14 protein-coding genes are annotated in these 11746 nt (G+C 45.6%); 10 read left to right on the top strand and 4 right to left on the bottom strand.

Going from position 1 to position 11746, the window contains the following annotated elements:
* Positions 1–532: 532 nt before the first annotated feature.
* Positions 533–997 carry a DUF3021 domain-containing protein gene (locus C805_RS20850; protein WP_016215991.1) on the bottom strand — a complete coding sequence of 155 codons (465 nt, stop codon included), beginning with the start codon at positions 995–997 and terminating at the stop codon, positions 533–535.
* Entirely contained in the window at positions 994–1443 is a 450-nt protein-coding gene (locus C805_RS20845) for a LytTR family DNA-binding domain-containing protein (RefSeq protein WP_016215990.1), read from the bottom strand. Before C805_RS20845 ends, C805_RS20850 begins: the two co-directional genes overlap by 4 nt.
* Before the next feature lie 168 nt (positions 1444–1611).
* On the opposite strand from C805_RS20845, the gene C805_RS20840 reads away from it, so the two are divergent.
* The gene (locus tag C805_RS20840) at positions 1612–2388 is read left to right on the top strand and encodes an ABC transporter ATP-binding protein (protein WP_081640357.1); all 777 of its coding nucleotides are present in this window, start codon (positions 1612–1614) and stop codon (positions 2386–2388) included.
* Positions 2385–3137, top strand: a complete 753-nt coding sequence (locus C805_RS20835) for an ABC transporter permease (RefSeq protein ID WP_016215988.1) — start codon at positions 2385–2387, stop codon at positions 3135–3137. The genes C805_RS20840 and C805_RS20835 overlap by 4 nt, the downstream gene beginning before the upstream one ends.
* A gap of 82 nt (positions 3138–3219) precedes the next feature.
* Here the strand turns inward: C805_RS20835 and C805_RS20830 are convergent, their stop codons facing one another.
* Positions 3220–3603, bottom strand: a complete 384-nt coding sequence (locus C805_RS20830) for a VOC family protein (protein ID WP_016215987.1) — start codon at positions 3601–3603, stop codon at positions 3220–3222.
* A gap of 120 nt (positions 3604–3723) precedes the next feature.
* Here C805_RS20830 and C805_RS20825 point away from each other — a divergent pair, with 120 nt between their 5' ends.
* On the top strand, positions 3724–3903 hold the full coding sequence (locus tag C805_RS20825) for a hypothetical protein (RefSeq protein ID WP_016215986.1): 180 nt from the start codon (positions 3724–3726) through the stop codon (positions 3901–3903).
* Positions 3904–3974: 71 nt separating this feature from the next.
* A complete protein-coding gene (locus tag C805_RS26025) occupies positions 3975–4286 on the top strand; it encodes a helix-turn-helix transcriptional regulator (protein WP_081640356.1) in 312 nt (103 codons plus the stop codon).
* Here the strand turns inward: C805_RS26025 and C805_RS20815 are convergent.
* Positions 4267–5037 carry a sulfite exporter TauE/SafE family protein gene (locus C805_RS20815; protein WP_016215984.1) on the bottom strand — a complete coding sequence of 257 codons (771 nt, stop codon included), beginning with the start codon at positions 5035–5037 and terminating at the stop codon, positions 4267–4269. The two genes, C805_RS26025 and C805_RS20815, sit on opposite strands and share 20 nt — an antisense overlap.
* Before the next feature lie 58 nt (positions 5038–5095).
* On the opposite strand from C805_RS20815, the gene C805_RS26835 reads away from it, so the two are divergent.
* The 6 genes from C805_RS26835 to trkA all read left to right on the top strand — a co-directional run bounded on the left by C805_RS26835 (position 5096) and on the right by trkA (position 11735).
* Positions 5096–5356 carry a tryptophan synthase subunit alpha gene (locus C805_RS26835; protein ID WP_022751366.1) on the top strand — a complete coding sequence of 87 codons (261 nt, stop codon included), beginning with the start codon at positions 5096–5098 and terminating at the stop codon, positions 5354–5356.
* Positions 5357–5433: 77 nt separating this feature from the next.
* Positions 5434–6636, top strand: coding sequence for a class I SAM-dependent rRNA methyltransferase (locus tag C805_RS20810; RefSeq protein ID WP_016215983.1), 1203 nt, complete (start codon positions 5434–5436; stop codon positions 6634–6636).
* Between the two features lie 41 nt (positions 6637–6677).
* The gene (locus C805_RS20805; RefSeq protein ID WP_016215982.1) at positions 6678–8486 is read left to right on the top strand and encodes an ABC-F family ATP-binding cassette domain-containing protein; all 1809 of its coding nucleotides are present in this window, start codon (positions 6678–6680) and stop codon (positions 8484–8486) included.
* A gap of 11 nt (positions 8487–8497) precedes the next feature.
* Positions 8498–9187, top strand: coding sequence for a hypothetical protein (locus C805_RS20800; protein WP_016215981.1), 690 nt, complete (start codon positions 8498–8500; stop codon positions 9185–9187).
* 179 nt (positions 9188–9366) lie between these two features.
* Entirely contained in the window at positions 9367–10260 is an 894-nt protein-coding gene (locus C805_RS20795) for a DegV family protein (RefSeq protein ID WP_016215980.1), read from the top strand.
* A gap of 119 nt (positions 10261–10379) precedes the next feature.
* Positions 10380–11735 carry a Trk system potassium transporter TrkA gene (trkA, locus tag C805_RS20790; protein ID WP_016215979.1) on the top strand — a complete coding sequence of 452 codons (1356 nt, stop codon included), beginning with the start codon at positions 10380–10382 and terminating at the stop codon, positions 11733–11735.
* The last annotated feature ends 11 nt before the right edge of the window (positions 11736–11746 follow it).

The raw sequence follows: 11746 nt of genomic DNA, 5'->3' as shown, positions 1-11746 counted from the left end.
ATCTGTTTCCCTCCCTGTCATTTCCTATTATACCATACCAAGAAATAAATGGGAACTACAACTTCTCCATCGCCGGGTATTGCGGACATACGATTATACCATACCAAGAAATAAATGGGAACTACAACTACTCCACTGGCAGATGCGTGTATAGATGCATTATACCACACCAGGAAATAAATGGGAGCTACAACACAGATAGCCTTACACATAGCCAGGGGACAACCCGCCGAGCCGGCATACATATCTTCCCACAAGTGGCATGTCAGGCTTTATCTTGCTGGTATTGGCAGGCGCAGGAACGCTGTAAAAGGCGTATAGAGAGCATGAAACAGACACAGGGCAAAACAGCCAAAGGCTGACTATGCCCTGGAATGGACAGGAAGAATGAATAACATAGGATATTGTAACGTAAAAAATACCAACAGATATATCATATGTTTCTGTTGACTGATACAGGATTTCCCCTTTGAAAAAGCGACAGATACAGAAAAACATTCTTAAACACACCATATGCCGGATTATTCCTGTCTTAGTCTCTATTTACAGTATTATCCCGTTCAAGTTCTCTTAATCTTTCATTTATCCTTTTTGCTTCATTTCGGTTAAAGAGATAAAAACAGAGCCAGATTGCCATGAAAATACCGCATGACAGTAAAAATTGTAAGATAGTATAGATTACCCTGCCTGGATAGAAAGGAATCCATCCTAAATAAATGGCAGTTGGAAAGAAAACTCCCATTCCAATACAAAAGTGTATTATCATTTGCGCCAGGCTGGAAAGACGATGGAATTGATAGACGACAGCCGTCCCGCCACAGGCAATTCCCACAATCATAGCACCCACAGAGTGCCTTGCAAAATCTTTGAATATTGGCCTCAGCAGAGCTTCCCCGCCTCCGACAAAGTAAGATAAACACATAATCACAAAGAAAGTGCAACCCAGAGAAATCCCATATAAAATATATTTAACCACTAATTTTACAGTTTGTTTCATTTTAATCCCAGCCTTTCTTTGAAACCTTTCCGAAAACTTCTGGAAATGTAATCCGTAACCCCGTTTTTCATCACCAGCTCCATTGTCCCATTGAAACTTGCTTCCACATGACAGATTTGGTTAATATTGACAATCGTTGATTTTGAAATACGCACAAAATGAGTATCAAGTATGTTTTCCAGTTCATACAGGGGCTTATCTACCAGATATCTGTTTTTGAGTTTATCATAGCAGACAATTTCCCTGCCTTCGGTACGAACCAATGAGATATCTTCTGGTTTGATAAAATACGTTTTTCTTTCTTTCGTTGCAATCAATGTCAGGGAAACCGTATCTTCTTTTTCTAACATGGAAATGATTTCTGTAACTGCCGGGGTCATTCTGTTTATGTAAAGAACTGCATAGGGTTCTTTATAATCTGCACTGATTTTGCATTCAACTTTCATAGACGTGCCTCCTTCTCTTATTATTATAGCACGACAGGGCAATGAATTTGTGCATTTCAGACATGAAATCCGACATCTTGCACATGGCAGACTGCCGCTCCTTAAAATACTGTTGTTTATCTTTAAGGTGCGTTATAAAATAACACCATCATAGGACAGGGAGGAATTATGATGTCACAGACAATTGTACAAGTGGAAAATCTGAATCTGGCATATAAGCATTTGCGTGCGGTTCAGAATGTCTCATTTTCTGTAAAATCCGGAGAGATTCTGGCTGTGATCGGGCAGAATGGCTCTGGAAAGACCTCTGCCATAGAATGTGTGGAAGGGTTACGAAAACCAGACAGCGGCCTGATTCGTGTTTTTGGAAAAGACCCATGGCTGCACCGCCGGGAAGTTTATAAAGAAATGGGTGTTCAGCTGCAGGAGGCGGAATATCCCTTGAAAATCAAAGTGGAGGAACTATGCAGACTGTTTGCAGGTTTTTACGAAAGGCCTGCCGACTGGAATTTATTACTGACACAAATGGGGCTGGATGAAAAAAGAAAACGTCCGGTTCACAGGTTGTCTGGCGGCGAAAAACAGCGGCTGTCCATTCTGCTTTCCCTTATGGGACGCCCGAAGCTGCTGATTTTGGATGAACTGACAACGGGACTTGATCCGGAGGTAAGGCAGAATATGTGGATTAGCTTTGAGAATATCAGGAAAGGCGGGGTAGCTGTTATTATGGTTTCCCATTATATGGATGAGGTCGAAGCCCTTGCAGACAAAATCCTCTATTTAGAAAAAGGAAAGCAGCAATTCTTTGGAAAGCAACATGAATTTCGGGAATATGTGAAAAATCGGGTTTCCGGGGATGAATGGGAAGAAAATTTATCATTGGAAAAACTTTATTTAATGATTGCACCTGAAACAACAGGACTTACGATGGAGGGAATATTATGAGACGGTTTGCGGTTATCTGTGAGATAGAATTACGTTTGTTTATGCGGGATTTCTTTAGCTTTTTCTTTGCTCTTGTGTTTCCTGTGCTAATGCTCCTCTTATTTGGCGCCATCTATGGAAATACACCGATTTACGATGGAGCAGAGGCTGGAATGATGGATGTTTCTGCGCCTGCGTATTCAGTCATGGTCACAGGAGTTACAGGCTTAATGTCGCTTCCTCTGACGTTATCGGGTTATAAAGAGAGAAAAATTTATAAGAGATTTGATGCTACGCCAGTTGGAAAGAAAAGCATCATGTCAGCACAGGTATTTGTCAACCTTGTTATGACGCTTATGGGAGTTTCCCTTTTACTGATCACTGGAAGGCTTCTTTACCGGATACAGATTCAGGGTACTGTCCTTTCGATTTGCGTCAGTATATTGTTTTCCATAGGGGCTATGTTTTCCATGGGATTTCTTTTCACAGCTATCGGATGGGATTTAAAAAGTACAAACCTGCTTTGCTATCTTTTTTATTTTCTTATGTTATTCCTGTCTGGTGCAACACTTCCGGATATGTTGTTCCCCGATACCGTGAAAAAAATCTCTGACTTTTTGCCAATGACCCATGCGGTTGATTTAATGCAGGGGACTTTTGCCGGAGACAGCCTTAGCCTGCATGGAACAGAATTACTTATCCTTGGGTCACTGTCGGTGGTATGTATAGCTGTCGGAGCTGTTTTATACAGAAAGAAAGACTGGACATAAGGCAATGGAGAAAAAATGAATGAAAACCCGGTAGATACTATGCCTGCTTGTGGAAAGAAAACCCTGACAGTATCCGAACATCTTATACGGTAATTTCAATAAGATTTCCTTCCCGGTCTTCAATGCAGCTTTCATAATATCCGTCTCCTGTTGTTCTTGGCCCGCTGATTACGGAAAATCCATCTTTTCGCAGTTTATCAGTCAGGGCATTGACATTTTCCATGGAACCCGCATGAAAAGCAATATGCGCATAGCCTGCCATTCTCAAAATGTTTTCTGCTTTCCTGGTATCCGGCATATTCATAATCTCATGTCTTGTCCCGTCTTCAAAAGCTATAAAGTAAGAGGTAAAGCCTGTTTTTTCATTGAAGTATTTCTCTCCGGCTGTACCGCCGAAATAGGTTTCAAAAAAATTTTTTTCATCTTCCAGATTTTCTGCATATAAAGCAATGTGGTCTATGGTCATTTCCATGCCCCTTTCATTGGTATAATATTTGTTTCTGGCTATAATAATACTGTTTTATTTTTATGAAGTATACCATTATTTTTTAAATTATGATAACAATCCTGCGAAAAGAGAGGATATATGGAAATATTTATCGACGTAAACGAGAACCGTTCCGAAAAAGTGTCTTATGATAACGCAGAGTATCCCATTCATATGCGCCATTCCTGTCTGAACAGTTATCCGGGATACGCCGCTCCGCCTCACTGGCATGATGATATTGAGTTTTATCGGAATTCTAAAAGGCAGCATGACGTATAATGTCAATGGGGAGCTGACGGAACTGAATTCTCAGGAAGGGATATTTGTAAATTCCCGTCAGGTGCATTTAGATTGCAGCCTCCGGCGGTATTGGACAGAGCAAGTGCTGCAAATTATTCAGTACCTGTATACATCAGACGCCCAATGCCTGTCTTACCGGATACCGGCTTCACAGAAGCGCGGAGCTTTTGCAGATGACAGACCTGAATATTACAGAAATTGCATATGAGGTGGGATTTAACGGAGCCAGCTATTATGCGGAAACATTTCGTAAATATATGGGGATTTCTCCGTCATCCTACAGGAAAAACAGAACTGGTAATAAAAAAGAAACCGGGAAAGAATCTGTGAATCATGAGGCGGTCAGCGGCTCAGAACGTTGACCGCCAGAATAGCTGTTCCCAGAATGGCCAGAACAATGCCCGTTACACGGTTCAGAGTGGCAGCACTGGCCTTATTTGCAAATTTTGCGGCGATTCTGGCCCACAGCAGGGTGGAAGCCACACAGAACACCAGACACCGCAGATCGGGCATTTTTCCAATTGCAAAATGACTGGCAGCTCCGGTCAGAGCGGTAAAAGTCATAATAAACACACTGGTGCCTACTGCTGTTTTCAGTTCATATCCCAGAATACCGGTGAGAAGCAGAAGCATCATCATTCCGCCGCCGGCTCCGATAAAACCGCAGATAAATCCCACAGGAATTCCTCCTGCGATGGACTGGAACACGCGTGTCCGGCTGTGGGCAGATTCCATGGTTTCTTTTGTGGCCATTACAGGCCTTACAATGAATTTGATTCCCAACAGCAACGTCATGAATACGGAAAAATTTCCCATTGTGGTATTGGGAACAAGGCTTGCAGTCCAGCTTCCCAGAAAAGTGCACAGCAAAACGGTAATCATCATAACCAGACCGTTGCGAATATCCAGATTTCTGTTTTTTCCATAAGTATAAGCGCTGACGGCGCTGGCCAGCACATCACTTGCCAGTGCAATGCCCACAGCCTCATAAGCCGGCATTTTCAGAAATGTGATGAGCATGGGGCTGATAACTGCTGCGGCGCTCATACCTGCAAACCCGGTGCCGAGTCCTGCGCCGATACCGGCAGCAAAACAAATCAGAAATTCAAACATGTTGTCTCCTCCTTTGAATGATACAATTATAGCATGTAAGAGAAAATGCACAAGTATATTGGAAATATTCATTTTTTTATTCCACAGGAAAAACTTTTTCTATTATCTTTCCGCAGTAAAGGCGGTTTCCCCGATTCCGGTGATGATGGGCTTTGCGTTCTGCAGCCTGGAAGATGTGGCGCCTGTGAAAAATGTTATCGACGGTGTGGTTTCAGGTTCACATTTTGTCCGTCTGATGGAAGCATGCCGGTATTCCCCCAAAAAAGCAGGAGCGTACTGCAGCGCCTTCAGACAGCAGTTAAATGCACGGCAGGCCTGAACGACTTGAAATGGCACAGATTAATGGTATAATACTGAAAAAGAAGAAAAATTCACAGTCAGGAGAGGTCAGGCAGAATGGAAGAAGCAGTGGTTACACTGAAAAAGGGTGCAGGAAAAACGGTCAAATCCGGCGGTCTCTGGATTTATGACAATGAGATTGCGTCTGTGGAAGGAACATTTACAGACGGAGACCTGGTGGCGGTACATGATTTTGACGGTTATCCAATGGGAAAAGGATTTCTCAACACCAAATCCAAAATCAGTATCCGTATGATGACACGGAACAAAGAACAGAAAATAAATGCAGATTTTATAAAAATGAGGGTGCGGAATGCCTGGGAATACCGGAAGAAAACCTCTGATACCAGTTCCTGCCGGGTGATTTTCGGCGAAGCAGACTGGCTGCCGGGGCTGGTGGTGGATAAATTCGCAGATGTTCTGGTAGTACAGTCGCTGGCCCTTGGCATTGACCGGTTCAAAGAAGAGATTATTTCCGATTTAAAAGCGTGCATGGCAGAAGACGGAATTTTGATTCGCGGCGTTTATGAACGCAGCGATGCAAAGGTTCGCAGACAGGAAGGGATGGAACTCCAGAAGGGATTTCTGGGGCCGGAATTTGATACGAAAGTGGAAATTGAGGAAAACGGTGTTCGCTATCTGGTGGATGTGAAAGACGGACAGAAAACAGGTTTTTTTCTGGATCAGAAATACAACCGGAAAGCCATTCAGCCTCTGTGTGCCGGTGCAAAAGTGCTGGACTGCTTTACCCATACAGGATCTTTTGCACTGAACGCGGGGATTGCAGGAGCAGATTCCGTGCTGGGGGTGGATGCCTCGAACACTGCAGTAGCCCAGGCACAGGAAAATGCGTCTCTGAACGAGATGTCTGACCGGGTAAAATTTATCTGTGCAGATGTGTTTGAACTGCTGCCGGAACTGGAGCGCCGGGGAGAAACCTTTGACGTGGTGATTCTGGATCCGCCTGCCTTTACCAAATCCAGAAATTCCATCAAAAATGCTGTGAAGGGATATCGGGAAATCAATCTCCGGGCCATGAAGCTGGTAAAAGACGGAGGCTATCTGGCCACCTGCTCCTGTTCTCATTTTATGGACGCGGAGCTGTTTGCCAGAACCATCCGTCAGGCGGCAGACAATGTACACAGACGCCTGCGGCAGGTGGAATTTCGAACCCAGGGGCCGGATCATCCCATCCTGTGGGCGGCAGAAGAATCATATTATCTGAAATTTCATATTTTTCAGGTGTGCAGAGAACTGTAGTCAGAGGGAAAACGTTTTACGGCCCGGAAGGAAAAAGAATCATGAATATATTAGCGGCAGAACATTTACGAAAATCATACACAGCAGAGCGGATTTTGCTGGAAGACGCCTCTTTCAGTCTCCAGGAAGGAGAGAAAGTGGGCGTAATCGGCGTCAACGGCATGGGAAAATCCACCCTTCTGAAACTTATCGCAGGGGTGGAGGAACCGGACGGGGGCGCCGTTGTTATGGGAAATCATGTAAAAACAGCTTATCTGGAGCAGACGCCTGTACTGGAGGATACGGACAGTATTTTAAAAGCAGCCCTGAAAGGCCTGGATGGCCAGGACGGGGTGCTGGAAGGAGAAGCCAGGTCCATGCTGCAGCAGCTTGGGTTTTCCGACACAGAGCAGAGGGTAAAATATCTGTCCGGCGGACAGAAAAAGCGTGTGGCGCTGGTGAATGTGCTGCTGCAGCCGGTGGAAATCCTGATTCTGGATGAGCCCACCAACCATCTGGACAGTGAAATGTCCGGATGGCTGGAAGAATATCTTGTGAAGTTCCGGGGCGCGGTGGTAATGGTTACCCATGACCGGTATTTTCTGGATCGGATTGCAGACCGGATTGTGGAGGTGGACCATGGAAACATTTTCAGCTATCCGGGAAATTATGCAGATTATGTAGCCCTGAAAATCCAGAGGCAGAACATGGAGCAGGCCAGCCAGCGGAAACGGAAAAGTATTCTGAAAAAAGAACTTGCCTGGCTGGCAAGAGGGGCCAGAGCCCGTTCCACCAAACAGAAAGCCCATATTCAGCGGATTGAAGACATGCTGGCTCAGGACGGGCCCCCGGAAGAAAAAAAGGTGGAGATGTCCTCGGCCTTCACCCGGATGGGGAAAAAGACCATTGAGTTGAAAAACCTTTCCAAATCTTATGGAGAGCAGAAATTAATTCAGGATTTTACTTATATCTTTCTGAGGGGAGAGCGCATTGGGGTAATTGGCCCTAACGGCTGCGGGAAATCCACTCTGCTGAAACTGATCCTGGGTCAGGTGACGCCCGATACAGGCAGCGTGGAACTGGGAGAGACCATTCGGATTGGTTACTTTTCTCAGGATAATTCCCATATGGAGGAAAACATCCGGGCCATTGACTATGTGAGGGAAGCAGGAGACTATGTGGATACCGGCGAGGGAAAAATCAGTGCGGCCATGTTAATGGAACGTTTTCTGTTTGACGGCAATATGCAGTGGACGCCTGTGGGAAAACTGTCCGGAGGCGAGCGCAGAAGGCTGTATCTGCTGCGGGTACTGATGGGAGCGCCCAATGTACTGATTCTGGACGAGCCCACCAATGACCTGGATATACAGACTTTACGCATCCTGGAGGACTATCTGGATTCCTTTGAGGGAATTGTGATTACCGTGTCTCACGACCGTTATTTTCTGGAGCGGGTGGCCGGAAGAATATTTGCCTTTGAAGGACAGGGACGTCTGCAGCAGTATGAAGGAGGTTATCTGGATTACCTTAAGGCCAGGAAAGAGCGGGGCGGAAAAGAAGGAAAAAGGGGGGAGACAGAGAAGAAACCCCTCAGAGAGGCCCCCGGAGGCAAGCCCAGATACGGAGAAAAAAAGTTAAAATTCACCTATAAAGAGCAGCGGGAATATGAGGTTATAGAAGAAGAGGTGGCAAAACTGGAAAGAGAGCTGGAAAAGCTGGATGAGGACATGATGGAACATGCCACCAATTCTCTGCGGCTGTCTGAGCTTGCGGCGGAAAAAGAGAAAGCAGAAGCCAAACTGGAAGAAAAGATGGAGCGGTGGGTGTATCTGAATGAGCTGGCGGAAAAAATCGCTGAGCAGAACGATTAGCAGGAGGAGCTATGGATACGAAATTTCAGAAAAAGCACGAGTCAGATATGACTAAGAAAGAAAAAAGGGAACTGGAGCGTGAAAAACTGGCATCCATGAGCGGAAGTGAAAAAACAGAATATATTCTGAGTTATTATAAGTTCCATATTGCCGCTGTTGCAGGCCTTATTGTGCTGATTGTGGGAATCGGTATGTGGATAGACAGCTTCCGCAATGAAACCATGCTCTATGCGGCAGTGATCAACGGCAAAGAACTGGATGCAGGGATGATGGAACATTTCCAGGCTTATCGGGGAGATGACAACCGGCGGCATAAATATGTGCTGGATACCTCTGTGGCTTTTTTGGGCCAGGACAGTTCCGGGGAACTGGACTATGCCAGCCAGATGAAAATGGTCACGCTGACAGGAGCCGGCACCGCAGATGTTTTTATCTGTCCGGAAGAAGTCTACAGAAACTACACAGGAGAAGAGAATGTACTGGTTCCGGTGGAAGAACTGCTGGGAGCAGAATTTGTGTCTGCCCATAAGGAAATCTGTGAACAGGACGCAGTCCGGATAGAGGACAGTGAAATGCTGGAAAAATACGGATATCAGAACCGGGGGCCGGCATATTTTATTGTATTTTGCTATTCAGGCCATCAGGATGTGGCCGCTGAATTTCTGGAATTTCTGGTGGGCCAGGACAGGCAGGAACCATAAAATGGACTGGCTGTTTGGTTCGGCATGGCCCTCAGAGGGATTTCTGCGAATATCCGGGAAGAATCTTGAAAACACCTTTTCTTTTTATGGAAAAGGTATTATAATAGCAAAGAAGTGAATTGGAAAGAAGGGGGGGGAGCAGAGCGCTTCCCCCTATGTAACAGGAAAAGAGGAATACTATGGCATATCAGATTATTACGGACGGTTCCTGCGATCTGGGGGTGGAAGCGGCCCAACAGGCAGGCGTGCAGGTGGTACCGTTTTATGTGACCTTTGACGGGCAGACGTACCGGAAAGAGATTGAGGAAATCAGCGTGCGGACCTTCTATCAGGAAATGGTGGACAATCCGGATAAATTTCCCAAATCCTCCCTTCCCTCCGTACAGGATTATGTGGAAGCCTTTACACCTTATGCAAAAGAAGGCAAAGATATCATCTGCCTGTGCATTACCACAAAATTCAGCGGTTCTTACAATTCGGCAAAAACCGCCGCTGACCTGCTGCTGGAGGAATACCCGGATATCCGGATTCAGGTGGTGGATACCACTATGGATACGGTGCTGCAGGGGCTTCTGGTGTTGGAAACCGTGGGGATGCAAAGAGACGGGCTTTCTTTTGAAGAAACCCTTGAAAAAATCGAACAGATAAAACCTTCCGGAAGAATCCTGTTTACGGTGGGGAATTACGAATATCTGATTCATGGCGGAAGAATCGGTAAGGTAATGGGGACAGCGGCCTCCACCCTTGGAATCAAACCGCTGATTATGCTGAAGGAAGGAGAGATTTTTCCCACAGGGATTGTCAGGAACCGGAAAAAGGGGATGAAACGTCTGATTGAGCAGACAAAAGAGCATTTTGAGAAGACAGGAGAATCTCCGGATGATTATCAGATTGTAGTGGGCTATGGCTATCATTACGAAGAAGCGGAGGAATTTCGGAATCAGCTTCTGGCGTCGCTTAAGACATATTCAGATTATAAAAAAATTGACATTTTTCAGATTGGAGCTACCATAGGAGTTCATACAGGCCCCCATCCGCTGGGACTGGGGCTTTTGAAAAAATACGACAGATAACTGTTTTCGTATCCCTTCTGGCTGCAGAAGGGCCGGCAGTTTAAGATAACAGAAAAATACAACAGATTTTACCTTTTTGTACGCAGATTGTAGGATGGACGTACAGAGCGGAGGACATCATGCAGATAATTATTGTGGGTTGTGGAAATGTAGGCACAACTCTGACAGAGCAGTTAAGTAAGGAAGGACACAATATTACCGTAGTAGATACAGACCCCCTGAAAGCGGAATCCGTGGCAAACCGGTTTGACGTAATGGGAGTGGTGGGAAACGGAGCAAGTTTTACAGTACAGAATGAGGCGGGAATTGAAGAGGCAGATTTGATGATAGCAGTCACCACTTCCGATGAATTAAACCTGCTTTGCTGTCTGATTGCCAGAAAGGCAGGAGGCTGCAATACCATTGCAAGGGTGCGGAACCCCATTTACAATAAGGAAATTACTTATATTAAGGAAGAACTGGGGTTATCCATGGTAATTAACCCGGAATACGCGGCGGCCTGCGAAATTGCACGCCTGCTGAAATTTCCCTCGGCTATCAAAGTGGACAGCTTTGCAAAGGGAAGGGTGGAACTGCTGAAATGCAAAATCGGGGAAGGCTCCGTGCTGGGCGGCAAGCCTCTGACTTATATTTCCAGCGGGCTGAAATGCGACGTGCTGATTTGCTCCGTGGAACGGGGAGAGGAAGTCTATATTCCTTCCGGTAATTTTGAACTGCAGGAAAAAGATGTGATTTCCATTGTGGCTTCTTCCAGAAAAGCCAATGAATTTTTCCGGAAAATCGGAATGACTACCAACCGGATTAAAAACTGTATGATTATCGGAGGCGGAGAGACTACATATTATCTGGCGAAACAGCTTCTGCCCATGGGCATGGAAATTAAAATCATTGAACAGGACAAAAAGCGCTGTAATGAGCTGAGTGAACTTCTGCCCCAGGCCATGATTATTCACGGAGACGGGACAGAGCGGAATCTTCTGTATGAGGAAGGGATGCCGAAGGCCCATTCCTTTGTGTCCTGGACCAATCTGGATGAAGAAAATATTATGCTGAGCCTGTTTGCAAAAAGCGTGTCAAAGGCAAAAACCATTACCAAAGTACACCGGATTTCCTACGACGAGATAATCGACAGTATGGACCTGGGCAGTGTGCTTTACCCCAAACATATTACAGCGGAGTACATTCTCCAGTATGTGCGGGCCATGCAGAATTCCATCGGCAGTAATATTGAGACCCTGTATCAGCTGATTGAAGACAAGGTGGAAGCCCTGGAATTTCGGGTACACGAGAAGTCAGAGCTTGTGGGGGTTCCCCTGAAAGAGCTGAAGCTGAAAGAAAATCTTCTGATTGGCTGTATCAACCGAAAGGGAACGATTATCACACCAGGAGGTCAGGATACCATCGAGGTGGGAGACACGGTAGTGGTGGTAACCACCAGCCAGGGATTCCATGACCTGAAAGATATTCTGGCATAGGCGGAGGAAAC

Source organism: Eubacterium sp. 14-2 (genome assembly GCF_000403845.2).
In the GTDB taxonomy this organism is placed as follows: domain Bacteria; phylum Bacillota; class Clostridia; order Lachnospirales; family Lachnospiraceae; genus Petralouisia.
Note: the sequence above shows the minus strand (reverse complement) of the source record. Positions and strands in the feature narration are given on the sequence as shown.